We start from the raw sequence: 15805 nt of genomic DNA, 5'->3' as shown, positions 1-15805 counted from the left end.
TTGAAAAAACTAATTTTTGCTGCGCTTTTCAGCGCCACGGCTTCGTTCGCCCTGATGACAGCGCAGGCAGCAGAAGCAAACGACAAATTCAAACTCATACTCGACTGGTATGTAAACCCTGATCATGGCCCGATTATCGTGGCCGACAAGCTCGGTTACTTCAAGGATGCGGGTCTTGATGTGGAAATCATCGCCCCTGCGGATGCATCCGTGCCGCCCAAAATGGTTGCGGCTGGACAGGCTGATCTCGCAATTTCCTATCAGCAGCAGGTGCATCTTGATGTCCACGCCGATATTCCGCTGATCCGCGTTGGTACTCTTATCGATTCCCCGCTCAACTGCCTGATGGTGCGTGACGATGGTTCCGTCAATGCAATTGCCGATCTCAAAGGCAAGAAGATCGGCTTCTCGGTAGCCGGCGTTGAAGAAACACTGCTCGGCACAATCCTCGGCAATCACGACATAAAACTTTCTGATATCGAGCTGATCAATGTGAATTTCTCTCTGGCACCGGCGTTGATGTCAAAGCAGGTCGATGCCGTGATGGGCGCCTATCGCAACATCGAACTCAACCAGATGGCGGTTGAAGGGGTTGCTGGCAAATGCTTCTTCGTCGAGGAAGAAGGCGTGCCGGTCTATGACGAGCTGGTCTATGTTGCCAATGCAAACAAACTCGATGCTGCGGAAAAGGAGAGGATTTCGCGCTTCCTTGCAGCCACCGAAAAAGCCGCGCAATATATCGTCAATCATCCGGAGCAAAGCTACGATCTGTTTGCGTCTTATAGTTCTGAACTCAAAGGCGAACTGAACCAGCGCGCATGGAAAGACACAGTGGCCCGTTTCTCACGCTCGCCCGCAAGTCTCGATTACGGACGCTGGAACCGCTACGAAGCCTATCTCAACGAAAACGGTCTCGTGCCTTCGATCCTGCCGGTTGAGAAACTGGCGATTGATGTGAATGCGAAAGGCGACAAGCCATGACGACCACTCAACCGCTTTATTCATCCGAACTATTCACCCGCCTGCGTGCCGCAACGCTTGAAGACTGGGCTCCCTATATCGATCATGAATTCGTGCGCGGACTGGGCGATGGCACGCTGCCGAAATCGGCATTCCTGCATTATCTCAGGCAGGATTATGTCTATCTGCATCACTATGCCCGCGCCTTTGCGCTGGGTGTTGTGAAGGCAGGCAGCTTGCAGGAAACGCGGCTCTGTGCCGAAATCATGCATGGACTAACTGTCACGGAACTGCCGCTGCATGTCGGCATCTGTGCACGCGAAGGCATCAGTGAAGACGATCTTTACAACACGCGTGAAGAGCCGGAAAACCTCGCCTATACGCGTTACGTGCTCGATTGCGGACAGGCAGGCGATTTCCTCGACCTCTTGACCGCACTTGTGCCCTGCGCGCATGGCTATGGCGAGATCGGCGTCAATCTCGCGGCCACTGCCCATACCGGCACGCCCTATCAGGAATGGATCGACACATATGCAGGCGCTGATTATCAGGAAATGTGCCACACGGTTGGCAGGCTTTTTGATCAGGCCGCAATGAACCGCCTCGGCCCGGATTTCGAGAACAGTCCGCGCTGGCCAAAGCTCTGCCAGATTTTTGCAACCGCCAGCAGGCTTGAAGCAGATTTCTGGTCGATGGGCCTTAAAGGAGCATGACGAGCGTGATACCTCGCTCGCGCAAAAAACGCATCGCCGACGGATTTTCGTCGGCGATTGCTGTGCTGATATTGTGGCAGGCCGTGGTGAGCATCTGGCAGATGCCGCGCTTCATCCTGCCCGGTCCGCTCGACGTTGTGCAGTCGCTGATTACCAATGCGCAGCTGATTGCCGATAATGCCGTCGTGACATTTGGCGAAGTGCTGGGCGGGCTGTTTCTGGGTTCCGCCATTGGCGTGCTCACAGCTATCGCGCTGATGATGTCGCCGATCGCACAACGGCTCGTCATGCCCATGCTGGTGTTCTCTCAAGCGATTCCAATCTTTGCGCTGGCCCCGATCCTCACCCTCTGGCTCGGCTATGGACCGGCATCAAAAATTGCCGTCACCATTTTGATGATCTTCTTTCCAGTCGCCTCCACTTTTCTTGATGGAATGCAGCGAACCGATCAGACACTGATCAATGCCGCTGAAAATCTCGGTGCCAAACGCTTGCAGATTCTGTTTCGCGTGCGCATTCCCGCAGCTTTCCCTTCGCTTGCGTCAGGATTAAGCCTTGCAGCCGTCTATGCGCCCATCGGTGCTGTGGTCGGCGAATGGGTGGGAGCATCGAAAGGCCTTGGCTATCTGATGCTGCTGGCTAACGGCCGCGCCAAGGTCGATCTGATGTTTGCAAGCCTGTTTGTGCTGGCCGCCTTCACCATGATCCTGCATGCAACAATCGCGCATTTTGCGCGCAAGCTCGCCGCATGGCCCCGAAAGCTGTAAGGCAGCATTTTTGCCACACTCAATAGGCCGAAAACAAATTTCTGCATTTTGCCACTTGGCAAATAGATTTGCTCATTTATTGTGCACACATCTGAAACACTGGCAAGAGGTATGAGATGCGTGTCTATCCATTTCCGTCGGTGCCCGGTGTCAACGCGGGCGCTTCCGAGCTTTAAGTCCTTGGCCCGCAATAGAGGCTAAGGCCTCACTGTCCTTTCCCAAAGGGCGCATTCCTAAACACTTCCAAATTTGCCGCAGCTCTTAGCAGCTGTTTGTTTTGTCTTCGTTTTCACGCATGTGCCGGCGCAAAACCGCATCGCACTTCTTGCTGAAAATGCTTTTAAAGGAACCAGAATCCGCGCTTGTGCGGTCTGGTAATATTCATATGGCCCGGTTTCGTATCAATTTCCGGGGGCCTGTTTTCCGCAGCGTCCTCGGCTACACCTTCAGCCACTGGCGAAGTCAGCCTCTGCGGCTGACGCTGATCATCATCAGCATGCTGCTTGCAACAGCCGCAGATGTTCTCACACCGCTCTATTCAGGGCGGCTGGTTGATGCCCTTTCACTCGGCAAGGATGGGGCGTGGGATGCAGCCATTCATGCGCTGATCATGCTGCTTGCGCTGGGTGCTTTGGCGCTCATCACACGTCAGCTGACCTTTTATGTCATCACGGACTTCACGCTGAAGATCATGAGTGACATGGCCGCGAGCGCGTTTCACAAGCTGCAACGCTTTTCGACCGACTGGCATGCCAATGCCTTTGCCGGATCGACCGTGCGTAAGGTTTCGCGCGGTATGTGGGCGCTTGATCTGCTCAATGACACGCTGCTGCTTGCGCTTCTGCCATCAATCCTGATGCTGTTCGGCTCGGTTGCACTGCTTGCATGGTACTGGCCAATGATGGGCGTGCTGGTGGCAATCGGCTCTGTGCTTTTCATCGTCTGCACGATTGTGATTTCACTGGGCTTTGTTGCGCCTGCGGCAACACTTGCCAACAGCTGGGATACACGACTTGGCGGTGCTCTGGCCGATGCCATTTCATGCAATGCGGTTGTGAAGGCATTCGGTGCCGAAGCACGCGAAGACGGACGTCTTGCACGAGTCGTTACCAAATGGCGCTCGCGCACACGCCGCACATGGCTGATCGGCACGCTCAACGGCTTTATTCAAGGTGCAAACCTGCTCATCATGCGCGGTGTGGTGATTGGCTTTGCGCTCTATCTCTGGAGCCAAGGGCAGGCAACGGCGGGTGATATCACCTTCGTTCTGACGGCCTTCTTCATGTTGCAGGGCTATCTGCGTGATGTGGGTATGCATATCCGCAACCTACAGCGTTCGGTCAACGACATGGAAGAACTGGTTCAGATTGAGGCCGAGCCTTACGGCATTGCCGACAGGTCCGGTGCTGGCGCAATCAGGATCGGAAATGGCGAGATCACGTTTGATAACGTCACCTTCCATTATGGCAATCATGATGCAGCACTGTATCGCGACTTTTCGGTCAGGATCGAAGCCGGTGAACGGATTGGTCTGGTTGGTCATTCAGGTTCGGGCAAGACGACCTTCGTCAAGCTGATCCAGCGTCTTTATGATGTCAGTGGCGGTGAGATCCGCATTGACGGACAGAACATTGCCGAAGTTACACAGGCTTCACTTAGATCGCAGATTGCTATCGTGCAGCAGGAACCGATCCTGTTTCACCGCACACTGGCCGAAAACATTGCCTATGCCCGCCCCGGTGCAACACAGGCGGAGATTGAAGAAGCTGCAAAGCTTGCAAGCGCGCATGATTTCATCATGCGTCTGCCAAAGGGCTATGCGACACTTGTCGGTGAGCGCGGTGTGAAGCTTTCGGGCGGTGAACGTCAGCGTGTGGCGATTGCCCGTGCGTTTCTGGCCAATGCACCGATCCTTATTCTGGATGAGGCGACATCAAGCCTTGATTCAGAATCGGAAGTGCTGATCCAGCAGGCTATGGAACGGCTGATGATCGGTCGCACAACGCTCGTGATTGCACACCGGCTTTCAACGGTTCGTGCGCTTGACCGCTTGCTGGTCTTCGACAAGGGCCAAATTTTGGAAGAAGGCGATCACGATGCGCTTATCCGCAAGCCCGGCGGTATCTATCGCCGTCTGTTCGAACGGCAGGCGCTGGAACTGACCAAAGGGCTTGAACTGCCATAAAGAAAATGGGCCGGGAAACCGGCCCATTTTTTAATTGGAAACCTTGCCTGATGATTGCCGAATAATCAGCTTGTAATCGATATGGCGTGAAGGCGATGCTTCGCCGGTTTCAATCTGGCTGAGCAACATATCCACTGCGTCATAGGTCATTTCGCGGATTGGCTGATGCACGGTGGTAATCTGCGGCGAAACCATGCTCGAAATGGCACTGTCATCGAAACCTACGATCGTCAAATTGTCAGGCACGGCGATCTTATAATCATAGGCAATCTGAAGAACCGCCGCCGCCATATCATCATTGGAGGCAAAAACAGCCGTCGGCCTGTCTTGCAGCGATAAAAGTTTTCGCCCTGCTTCCAACCCACTTGCGAAACTGAAGCCGCCTTGCGCTTCATAATCAGAATTATGCGTAATACCCGCCTGATCCAGCATCTTGCGATAGCCCTCAACGCGCAACTGCGCTGAACGATGCGTAAGATCGCCAAGGACGATTGCAATCTTCCTATGTCCCAAATCAAGCAGATATTGCATGAGATCGCAGGTTGCTTTCTCATCGTCAATCGCAATGCTGTCTGTGGGATGCACGCCAAAATCACCCGCCACACGCGTAAACGGCATCGCGGATGCAATCAACTCCTGCAAAATTTCCGGATCGTCCGACATGGGGGGCGTTACGATAATCCCATCAAGACCGGACGCGTGCGCTGTTTCGATCAGCGAGCCGCGAATATCTGCACGGTTCTCGACGGGGAATATCAGAAGCCGGTAGCGGGTGCCGCGCAGACGATCCAGCGCGCCGATCTGCAATTCCGTGACATAGCTCTGGCTCGGATTTTCAAAGAAAAGCCCGATGAGATGCGAGCGGCGCTCTACCAGATTGCGCGCTGCGGCATTGGGGCGATAGCGCAATTCAGCACCCGCCTCTTTTACCCGCTCACGGATCGTGTCGCGGACATTCGGCTCGTCATTATAAACACGCGAAACGGTTTTGATCGACACGCCGGCAAGACGCGCCACATCATGGATGGTTGCTCTTTTATTGGATGCGGCCATGGCCGGAATGCACTCTCTCCCAAGTGATATGCATCATCTACTAGCTGCTTTGCTATTTAACGCAAAGAGTTAAATCAAACATATCTTTGAGCGGGTGAGAAAGCGCTTTTCACGACCATTATCGAGCGAGAACATGCCGCCGCGTCCGGGAACGACATCAATGATCAGTTCAGTGTGTTTCCATGCCTCATATTGCGAACCGCTGATATAAAATGGTGCGCCGCCGATTTCGCCGAGCTTCACGTCAGCGTCAGACAGCAGCAAATCGCCCTGCGGATAGCACATCGGCGATGACCCATCGCAGCAACCGCCAGACTGGTGGAACATAATCGGTCCATATTCAGCCTGCAATTCAGCGATCAGCTCCAGCGCTGCATCGGTCGCTGTGACCTGCTGTTGTTCCAAGACTTGCGGCATGGATCCTCCTCCCACAGAGCGCGTTTCGATCTGATAAAATCAGATCGGCGCTCTACAGTCTTTTGCTTGAAGCATAATCTTATCGATCCTCACTCCGCTCCGGTCGGATTATGCTATACAAAAGCCGCCGCATTGCTACGGCGGCTCTGATGATAGTATGGACCGATTACTGCGTCAGGTCCATAACCACGCGGCCTTCGATCTGGCCTGCGCGCATTTCATCAAAAATCGCATTAATATTGTCGATCTTATCGGTGCGGATGGTCGCCTTAACTTTGCCATCTGCTGCAAAGTCGATCGATTCCTGCAAATCAAGACGCGTACCAACGATGGAGCCGCGCACGGTCACACCATTGAGCACCATGTTGAAAATCGACAGCGGAAATTCGCCAGCCGGAAGACCATTCAATGCGATTGTTCCACCACGTGCAGCCATGCCGATGGCCTGCTCAAAAGCCTTTGGCGAAACAGCTGTCACCAACACGCCCTGCGCGCCGCCATGGGTTTCTTTCTTGATATAAGCTGCCGGATCATTATGCGTCTTGGCATTGACCGTGACCGTCGCACCAAGCCTGCGCGCAAGATCAAGCTTCTTGTCATCAATATCAACGGCAGCCACATTAAGCCCCATGGCCTTGGCATATTGCACCGCCATATGGCCAAGCCCGCCAATACCGGAAATCACCACCCAGTCGCCCGGCTTGGTGTCGGTGACCTTGAGGCCCTTATAAACCGTCACACCTGCGCAGAGGATCGGCGCAATTTCGTTAAACTCGATGTTTTTTGGCAAGTGGCCAACGAAATTCGGGTCGGCAACCACATAATCAGCAAAGCCGCCATTGACTGAATAGCCAGTATTGAGCTGCTCTTCGCAGAGCGTTTCCCAACCACCAAGACAATGCACACAATGACCGCAAGCCGTGTAAAGCCATGGAATACCGACGCGATCGCCTTCCTTCACATGCTTGACACCCTTGCCCACGGCAGAGACAAAACCGACGCCTTCATGACCCGGAATGAATGGCGGGTTTGGCTTTACCGGCCAGTCGCCTTCAGCAGCATGAAGATCGGTATGGCACACGCCGGATGCCTGAATTGCTACCTGAATCTGACCATCGCCCGGCACCGGAATTGGCACTTCATCAATGGTCAGCGGCTTGCCAAACTCGCGAACCACAGCAGCTTTCATTGTCTTAGCCATTTCGAAAACATCCTTCTGTTTTATATCGCGCATCTTTTCCAGAAAACCGCTTCACACTTTTCGGGATGCGCTGTAACGGGTCGGATTGGCAGGCACCGAGGCCGGCCAACCCGACCCTTTCCTGGGAGGAAACAAGGAAAACGGCCCGGGATTGAATATCCCGGACCATTTTGTTCTTTTAGAAGAAGCCAAGCTTCTTCGGGCTGTAGCTCACCAGCATGTTCTTGGTCTGCTGATAGTGGTCGAGCATCTTGAGGTGGTTTTCGCGACCGATACCCGACTGCTTGTAACCGCCGAATGCCGCATGCGCCGGATAGGCGTGATAGCAGTTGGTCCAGACGCGGCCAGCCTGAATGGCGCGACCAAAGCGATAGGCGCGCGTGCCGTCACGGGTCCAGACACCGGCACCGAGGCCATAAAGCGTATCATTGGCAATCGCGAGCGCTTCGGCGTCGTCTTTAAAGGTCGTGACCGACACAACAGGACCGAAAATTTCCTCCTGGAAAATCCGCATCTTGTTGTTGCCCTTGAACACGGTCGGCTTGACGTAATAGCCACCTGCGAGATCACCGGCCAGCTCATTGCGTCCACCACCGGTCAGCACTTCCGCGCCTTCCTGCTTGCCAATATCGATATAGCTGAGGATCTTCTCAAGCTGCTCGCTGGAGGCCTGCGCACCGATCATGGTTGCCGGATCAAGTGGATCACCCTGCACGATGGCTTCAACGCGCTTCAATGCCCGTTCCATGAACTTGTCGTAGATCTTTTCATGGATCAGCGCACGGCTTGGACAGGTACAGACTTCGCCCTGATTAAGCGCGAACATCACAAAGCCTTCAATTGCCTTGTCAAAATAATCATCATCTTCGGCTGTCACGTCGGAGAAGAAGATGTTTGGCGACTTGCCACCCAGTTCCAGCGTCACTGGAATGAGGTTCTGGCTGGCATATTGCATAATGAGACGGCCAGTCGTCGTTTCACCCGTAAAGGCGATCTTGGCGATGCGCGGGCTTGAGGCCAGCGGCTTGCCCGCTTCAAGACCAAAGCCATTGACCACATTCAGCACACCATCAGGCAACAGATCGCCGATGACTTCCATCAGAACGAGGATCGAAGCAGGTGTCTGTTCAGCAGGCTTGAGCACCACGCAGTTACCGGCGGCAAGGGCTGGTGCGAGCTTCCACACAGCCATCAAAAGCGGGAAATTCCATGGGATGATCTGGCCGACAACACCGAGTGGCTCATGGAAATGATAAGCAACCGTATCGTGATCGATTTCGGAAATGCCACCTTCCTGCGCACGGATTGCACCGGCAAAATAGCGGAAATGGTCGATGGCCAACGGCAGATCGGCATTGGTGGTTTCACGTATCGGCTTGCCATTGTCCCATGTTTCGGCAGCCGCGAGCTTTGGCAGATTGGCTTCAATACGATCAGCAATCTTGTTGAGGATCACTGCGCGTTCAGCAGGGCTTGTCTTGCCCCAGGCTTCTTTTGCTGCGTGCGCTGCATCAAGGGCTGCTTCAACATCCGCCGCTTCAGAACGCGCGACTTCGCAAAGCACCTGACCATTGACCGGCGATGTATTTTCGAAATAGCGGCCCGACTTGGGTTCTACCCATTTGCCGCCGATGAAATTGCCATAACGTTTGGCAAACTCCGGCTTTACGGAGCGATGAAATTCAACCTTGTTCATGGTATTCCTCCCGAAATTCAACGCCGCTCCTACGGCGTTTCAGACACAATGTGGCGCGGCTCTTGGGAGGAGTCATCCAGCGCCTCGTAATATGCTGCATCAATGTGTCTCAATAATGAGACACATTGGAAAAACTAATTTGGCCGTGTGATTTTAAGGCGATTAAGCTTACGATGAAGCGTGGCACGGCTGATGCCCAGAAGCTTGGCTGCCGATGAAACATTGCCTTCGGCACGCGCGATGGCACGGAGAATGACGCTTCGTTCAGACTCTGCCATATCCTCACGCGGATCGGCATTCCAGCCAAGAAGATCAGCCGCAGGCAAGGCGGTCGCAAGAGCATCATCGGTCAAATCGAGCGAAAGGCGGGCTGCGCGCGTGGCACCGATCACCAGATCGTCTTTATCAACCGCAATCAGTGCGCCGCCGGTGCGGTCAGCACTTGGGGCCAGCATAATGCGCGCATCCGGGAAAGCCTGCCGGAAATTCTCGGCTTCAATCCGCCGTGCAGCGTCAATGACCGCGACTGAAATCAGTTGTACGAAAGCCTCTGTCAGATCACTGCGACAGGACGAAACATCAAGTGCCGCCATCAGACGGCCCTGATGGTCATGAATGGGTGCTACCGTGCAGGAAAGTCCAATATTGCGCGTATGAAAATGCTGGTCACGATGAATGGTCAAAGCGCGCTGTTCGGCAAGACAGGTGCCAATTCCATTGGTGCCCTCGACCGCTTCGCTCCAGACCGCACCCGTCCATAGGCCCCAGTCATAAAACGTATCGTCGTCACCCGCCGCACCACGGCGCTCAACCGGCACGCCTTGACTGTCAGCCAGAAGCACGCAGCAGCCCACGCCACCAACCGCCATATAAAGGCGGTCCATGCTGGCCTGTGCGATGCTGATCACGCGTTCCATACGCTGACGCGCATTGCGCAATTCATGATCGGAAAGCGTTTGAACAGCCCCCACTTCCGCAGGATCAAGCCCATAGAGGCGCGAAGACCGTCGCCATGAGGCGACCAGCGCCGAACGCGCAGCACCGCCCGTATCAATAGCGGACTGAATACGGTCAGCATGAACTCGGTCTTGCGGTGCACCCATGTTTTCCTCCCAGAAAGGCTGGAAACCGCCGAATGGAAGGATAATGACTTTTTATAGGACAGGTTGCAAGCGAACCGTTACGCGACTTTGGTAGCTTCGATAAAAGTTTCGAGAGCAGCAACCTCGTTTACGCTCAAACGCAAGCCAAGCTTGCTACGGCGCCAGAGAATATCTTCTGCCGTATGCGCCCATTCATGCTCCATGAGATAGCGCACTTCAGTCTCGTAAAGATCGCTGCCAAAATGCTGTCCAAGCTCGGCCAATAACGTCGCTTTTCCCAGCAGAACGCGCGCGCGGGTTCCATAAAGCTTAAACAGGCGGTGGGCATGGGGTACTGACAAGAACGGATAATCCGCTTTTAGCTTTTCAAGCTCCTGATCGAAAGCCGTTGCTTCAAAATCACCGCCCGGCAGAGAAGCTGCATGGGTCCATGGCGCGCCCTTTTTGCCCAGATGATGCTCGATCTTCTCAAGCATATGTTCGGCCAGTTTGCGGGCTGTGGTCAGCTTACCGCCAAACACATTGATCAGTGGTGCGGCACCCTGCGGCGCATCTTCTTTGAGCACATAATCGCGGGTTGCTTCCTGTGCCTTGCTGGCCCCATCATCATAGAGCGGGCGCACGCCGGAATAGGTCCAGACAATATCCTCTCTGCGCACCGGCTCGCGGAAATATTCACTTGCCGCAGCACAGAGATAATCGGTTTCCTGGTCGCTGATTGCGACTTTGGCCGGGTCGCCCTTATAATCCTGATCTGTGGTGCCAATCAGCGTGAAATCATCCTCATAAGGAATAGCGAAGATGATACGCCCATCATTGTTCTGGAAGAAATAGGAGCGCGGGTCGGAGAACTTTTGACGCACCACGATGTGGCTGCCCTGCACCAGTCGCACATTGTGCAGTTGGCGATCACCTTCGACACCTTCCAATACCTTATCCGCCCATGGACCGGCAGCATTGACCAAGAGACGCGAACGAAACTCTTCGCGCAGACCGGTATCGATATTTTCAAGCGTTACCGTCCATGCTTCATGATCGCGGCGCGCCGAGACCACCTTTGCACGCGTGCGGATCATCGCACCACGATCAGCCGCATCGCGCGCAGTCAGCGCTGTAAAGCGCGCATCATCCACCCAGCAATCGGAATATTCGAAAGCTTTGGTGAAAAGCGGCTTCAAAGGTGCGCTCGAGGGATCGGTGCGCATATCAAGTGTGCGCGTGGCTGGCAGCTTCTTGCGGCCACCTAAGTGATCATAGAGAAACAGGCCAAGACGCAAAAGCCATGCCGGGCGGACCCCGCCCTTATGATAAGGCAACACAAAACGCATCGGGTGGATCAGATGCGGCGCGTTGGCCCAAAGCACCTCGCGCTCCATCAGCGCTTCGCGCACCAAGCGGAATTCGTAATGCTCCAGATAGCGCAAACCGCCATGAATGAGCTTTGTGGCACGCGACGAGGTGCCACTTGCCAGATCGTTCATCTCGGCAAGCCCAACGCTAAAGCCACGACCAACCGCGTCTCTTGCGATGCCGCATCCATTGATGCCGCCGCCAATTACGAAAATGTCGAATATTTTATCTTGTGCCATGGCGAAACCTGAAGATCCTCTCCGATCACCAAAGCGAATATAATTGATTTAATACGAAAGCAAAACGAAAATGAAACGAAACTACGATTCTTTCTGTTCTGCGAAGGCTTCTTTCACCGTTTCGATGAGTTCGACCTCATTTTCACGGCACAAATCGCGCAATTGCTGTGAGGGGCATCGATCGGTGATGAAGCTGTGAACCTGCGAAATATGTCCGAGACGAACGGGCGCTGCTCGCTCCAGCTTGGTCGAGTCGCTCACCAGAATGACGTGGCGCGCATTGGCGATGATCGCCTGTGCCACCTTCACTTCGCGGAAATCAAAATCCAGCAGCGCACCATCCTCATCGATTGCCGACGCGCCGATGATTGCGTAATCGACCTTGAACTGCCGAATGAAATCAACCGCCGCCTCCCCGACGATACCGCCATCGGACGCACGCACAACGCCGCCAGCAATAATGACCTCAATCTCGGGATAAACGCGCAGGGTATTGGCGACATTGATATTGTTGGTGATGACCATCAGATTGTTATGATCAATGAGCGCGTGGCTGACAGCCTCGGTGGTCGTGCCGATATTGATGAACAGCGACGCACCATCGGGAATCATTTCAGCGGCCGCACGACCGATGAGCTCCTTTTCATGCGCTGCAATGCGGCGCCGCGCTTCATATTCCATGTTTTCCACGCCGGATGGATAAAGCGCACCACCATGAATACGGCGCAGCAAACGCGCCTTGCACAGATCATTGAGATCCTTGCGCACCGTCTGCGGCGTTACATCGAAAACACTCGCCAGATCATCGACGAGAACCTGCCCCTGCCTGCGGGCGATATCCAGAATTGCATTGTGACGAGGGGTAAGCTGCATTTTGTTCCCGGCAATAGAATTGTTCTTATAACAGGTTCGTAATTTCGCTGTTTTGCTAAAGAAAGCAACCGCTTGATGAAAAATCAGGGAGAAACTCATTGTCTCTCCACACCGCTTGTTGATTTTTACAATCCATCAGACACACACCCTACTCTTTCTTCTGGGTGCACATAAACCTAGCTTATTCTAATTTTTGAAAAATATACTTATTTCCTCCAACAACGCGACCCCGTCAAAACGCAGCTATTGGATAATACCGCATTTTTTGTTTGTGTATTCATGTTCGAATATTGGACAGGCCTTCATTCTGCGTTCAATTGAGTTCCATACATCTGATGGAGCTTGCAGACAACTTCCGTTCGATTTGCAGCCCCGATCTTTCGCATGATATTATGAACATGCGCTTTTACCGTGCCTTCGCTCATTCCAAGCTCAAAAGCGATAATTTTATTGGACTTTCCTACCCTGATTGCATGAACGACCTCAACCTCACGCGCAGTCAGCAATTCCCCCAGCACATCATCATCCATATTCTGCGCCGCAGGTTTCATGAGCATGGATGCAGGCACATACATGCCACCGGCCATTGCAAGATGGATCGCTTCCACGCAAATCTTTATATCAACCGATGTTGGGATATAACCGCGCGCGCCCAGTTCCATAGCGCGGAGTACCTGCTGCCACTCTTCGCGCTCAGCAAGAAGGACAACGGGTATCGGATGCCAGGCTTTGACTGTCGCCTCAATTTCGTCAGAAAAAAAAGGATCAGCAAGCCGCTTAGAACCAATATGCATGAGAACGACGATTGCGCCGTTTAACGGCATATTCTTATCGACTGCGGCATAGCTGACGACAGGCAGTTTAAACCCGTTCATCACCAGCCCATTGAAGAGGCACTCACGCTCCAGATTGCTTTTGCAGACCAGCATCAGATGAGGCTCACTCTGCACAGGCAAACCGGCCGCATATTCTCGGTCCCTTATTCTTGCGCCGCCGATAACCGAAGTTCCATTCCCTGCCCCATCGGGGGCGGCCCATAAAGACAGTTCCCTAACTTCAAACATTGCTTTAGTTTCCCCTGTTACTCAGGTTTGCATTCAACGCAAAACACTAGGCATGACAAAAACTACGACAGTTTATTCTGGTTTTTATTGCTAATCATGATGAAGACTGGTCTAAATATTGCTATTGTTAAATAAACGTGTCATTAACTTATGTTAGCGTTTTATAAAAAAATAAGCTGACCATAAGAACGACTTCGGGAACTGAAAGTTATAAATTCTATAACTTTCGTGGGGCATAGGCGGCGGATGCAAAGTGGGAACCAAAACACCACAGCCCTCATGATTGACGGCTTGGTCAGCTTATTGGAATCGCCTCCAATCCTGGCCAAACTCAACGTGCAGGAAAAAGAAACCCTTCTGTCACTGACAATCACCGAAGCCAGTTACCCGGCAGATGCCGTCATCATCAATCAGGGTGCGTCGGTCCGCAGCATCCATCTGGTGCGTTCAGGCTGGGGATGTGTTTATCGTGACCTTTCGGGTGGCGAACGTCAGATCATCGACTTTCCGATGCGATGTGATTTTATCGGGCTGAGAACCGCTGACGGCTATAGTTACAACACGATTAAGACAATCACCCCGATGTCAGCTTACGAGATACCGCTGACGTCGCTTGGAGAAACCATCTGGAAAATGCCGCGGCTCGGCATGATCTTCATTGAAATGCTCTCAAGACAACGCGCTATGCTGGTGGAGCATCTGACCAATGTCGGATGCCGGAGCGCTTTTGTCCGCACAGCACATCTTTTGCTGGAGCTGGCAGACCGCGTACGTGCCTGCGGTATGAGCGAGGAACCGGACGCGTTTTACTGCCCCTTGACGCAATACCAGCTGGCTGATGCGCTTGGATTAACGCCAATTCATCTCAACCGCATGCTGCGCGAACTGCGCGAAGAAGGACTTTTAATATTCAAGGCGTCAAAAGTCGAAATTCTCGACAGGCCCAGGTTGGTCGAAATCGCTGAATATAACGGGGAGTTTATGCGGATGTCAGTCTTCGGCAAATCAAACTAGAGCATTTCCAGCAAAAGTGCGAAGCGGCTTTGCGTGGGATAATGCGTGAAAATAAATAGATAGGGCATTTCCAATGATCCAGTCAAAACAGGAAATGCTTGAGGGCGTGTCGAAGGGGAGAAAATGGTCGGAGCGAGAGGATTCGAACCTCCGACCCCCTGATCCCAAATCAGGTGCGCTACCAGGCTGCGCTACGCTCCGCGACCATAAAACCAAGACTCTATCGTCCGGCTGTGAGCGGCTTATAGCGCCGCTCTTTTGAACCCGCAAGGGGAACATCCCGCTTTTTTTCAGCTATTTTTGCCTGTCACCTGATTAGCTGGCTTATCGATGCAAAAACAGGTGCTTCTCCTGCGCCAAAAGCCACAAAATCCGGGTTCGCAAAACCTTTGACCGTTCCATCAGAACGCGCGCCATAGATCATCGGTTTGCCATCAAATGTCGTCGTCATGCCACCTGCCGCGCGCAGAACGGCGTCACCGGCTGCCGTGTCCCACTCCATCGTCGGACCGAAGCGTGGATAAAGATCAGCCTCGCCACGTGCGATCATGCAGAATTTGAGTGATGAGCCGACAGAAACACATTTGCCACCGTGATTGCGTTTCAGAAACTCTTCTGTTTCAGGCGTCAGGTGAGAGCGGCTACAAACCACTACCTTTTCAGGCGGTGCAATGCGGACAGCAATCGGACGCCTGCTGATAATCTGATGATCGGCGGACGTGACCACTTCCTGCGCACCGTCACGGCCACCCACATAAAGCAGGTTGCGCACCGGGGCATAGACGAGGCCCAGCACCGGCACGCCATTCTCAATGAGTGCGATATTCACCGTAAAATCGCCATTACGCAGCAGAAACTCACGCGTACCGTCAAGCGGATCAATCAAAAAGAATGTCTCACCCAGCTGTTCTGGCAGACGCCCTGCGGCGGCTTCTTCCTCGGCCACCACCGGAATGCCCGGTGCGAAAGACGCAAGGGCAGAAAGGATAATCGCTTCTGCCGCGTGATCTGCTTCCGTTACCGGCGATTGATCCTTCTTGGAATGAACCGCACAGCCATCCGTGTAATGTTTGATAATGACACGACCAGCCTCAAGGGCTGTATCCTCAAGTACTTTGAGCAAAGCTTTGCTGTTTGGATCGGCTTTGGGGAAGGTTGCTGTTGTCATTT

14 protein-coding genes and 1 tRNA gene are annotated in these 15805 nt (G+C 53.5%); 5 read left to right on the top strand and 10 right to left on the bottom strand.

What is annotated here, in order from left to right; all coding sequences use genetic code 11:
* The 4 genes from OPR82_RS02330 (at position 1) to OPR82_RS02315 (ending at position 4625) form a co-directional block, all read left to right on the top strand.
* Positions 1 to 981, top strand: a complete 981-nt coding sequence (locus OPR82_RS02330) for an ABC transporter substrate-binding protein (RefSeq protein WP_265982779.1) — start codon at positions 1 to 3, stop codon at positions 979 to 981.
* The gene (gene tenA, locus OPR82_RS02325; RefSeq protein WP_265982777.1) at positions 978 to 1673 is read left to right on the top strand and encodes a thiaminase II; all 696 of its coding nucleotides are present in this window, start codon (positions 978 to 980) and stop codon (positions 1671 to 1673) included. The genes OPR82_RS02330 and tenA overlap by 4 nt, the downstream gene beginning before the upstream one ends.
* Positions 1670 to 2440 (top strand): ABC transporter permease, encoded by a 771-nt coding sequence (locus OPR82_RS02320; protein ID WP_265982775.1) that lies wholly within the window; start codon positions 1670 to 1672, stop codon positions 2438 to 2440. The genes tenA and OPR82_RS02320 overlap by 4 nt, the downstream gene beginning before the upstream one ends.
* Positions 2441 to 2825: 385 nt before the next feature.
* Complete coding sequence (locus OPR82_RS02315; RefSeq protein WP_265982773.1) at positions 2826 to 4625, top strand: ABC transporter ATP-binding protein; 1800 nt, start codon at positions 2826 to 2828, stop codon at positions 4623 to 4625.
* Between the two features lie 30 nt (positions 4626 to 4655).
* Here the strand turns inward: OPR82_RS02315 and OPR82_RS02310 are convergent, their stop codons facing one another.
* The 8 genes from OPR82_RS02310 to OPR82_RS02275 form a co-directional block, all read right to left on the bottom strand.
* Positions 4656 to 5678 (bottom strand): LacI family DNA-binding transcriptional regulator, encoded by a 1023-nt coding sequence (locus OPR82_RS02310; RefSeq protein ID WP_265982772.1) that lies wholly within the window; start codon positions 5676 to 5678, stop codon positions 4656 to 4658.
* Between the two features lie 69 nt (positions 5679 to 5747).
* Positions 5748 to 6095: a DUF779 domain-containing protein gene (locus tag OPR82_RS02305; RefSeq protein WP_265982771.1), complete on the bottom strand. Its 348-nt coding sequence runs from the start codon at positions 6093 to 6095 to the stop codon at positions 5748 to 5750.
* Positions 6096 to 6261: 166 nt separating this feature from the next.
* Entirely contained in the window at positions 6262 to 7296 is a 1035-nt protein-coding gene (adhP, locus tag OPR82_RS02300) for an alcohol dehydrogenase AdhP (RefSeq protein WP_265982770.1), read from the bottom strand.
* Between the two features lie 178 nt (positions 7297 to 7474).
* The gene (adh, locus tag OPR82_RS02295; protein ID WP_265982769.1) at positions 7475 to 8992 is read right to left on the bottom strand and encodes an aldehyde dehydrogenase; all 1518 of its coding nucleotides are present in this window, start codon (positions 8990 to 8992) and stop codon (positions 7475 to 7477) included.
* A gap of 134 nt (positions 8993 to 9126) precedes the next feature.
* A complete protein-coding gene (locus OPR82_RS02290) occupies positions 9127 to 10095 on the bottom strand; it encodes a GAF domain-containing protein (protein WP_265982768.1) in 969 nt (322 codons plus the stop codon).
* Between the two features lie 77 nt (positions 10096 to 10172).
* Positions 10173 to 11684 (bottom strand): glycerol-3-phosphate dehydrogenase, encoded by a 1512-nt coding sequence (gene glpD, locus OPR82_RS02285; RefSeq protein WP_265982766.1) that lies wholly within the window; start codon positions 11682 to 11684, stop codon positions 10173 to 10175.
* 81 nt (positions 11685 to 11765) lie between these two features.
* Positions 11766 to 12557: a DeoR/GlpR family DNA-binding transcription regulator gene (locus tag OPR82_RS02280; RefSeq protein WP_265982765.1), complete on the bottom strand. Its 792-nt coding sequence runs from the start codon at positions 12555 to 12557 to the stop codon at positions 11766 to 11768.
* Between the two features lie 302 nt (positions 12558 to 12859).
* Positions 12860 to 13621, bottom strand: coding sequence for a response regulator transcription factor (locus tag OPR82_RS02275; protein WP_265982764.1), 762 nt, complete (start codon positions 13619 to 13621; stop codon positions 12860 to 12862).
* 246 nt (positions 13622 to 13867) lie between these two features.
* On the opposite strand from OPR82_RS02275, the gene OPR82_RS02270 reads away from it, so the two are divergent.
* Complete coding sequence (locus OPR82_RS02270) at positions 13868 to 14635, top strand: Crp/Fnr family transcriptional regulator (RefSeq protein WP_265982763.1); 768 nt, start codon at positions 13868 to 13870, stop codon at positions 14633 to 14635.
* A gap of 124 nt (positions 14636 to 14759) precedes the next feature.
* Here OPR82_RS02270 and OPR82_RS02265 read toward each other — a convergent pair.
* Positions 14760 to 14836, bottom strand: a tRNA-Pro gene (locus tag OPR82_RS02265).
* Between the two features lie 106 nt (positions 14837 to 14942).
* Entirely contained in the window at positions 14943 to 15803 is an 861-nt protein-coding gene (gene cysQ, locus OPR82_RS02260; protein ID WP_265982762.1) for a 3'(2'),5'-bisphosphate nucleotidase CysQ, read from the bottom strand.
* Between the last annotated feature and the right edge of the window lie 2 nt (positions 15804 to 15805).

The sequence above is a fragment of the Ochrobactrum chromiisoli genome, from assembly GCF_026241335.1.
GTDB lineage: Bacteria > Pseudomonadota > Alphaproteobacteria > Rhizobiales > Rhizobiaceae > Brucella > Brucella chromiisoli.
This window is presented reverse-complemented; position numbering and strand designations above follow the sequence as displayed.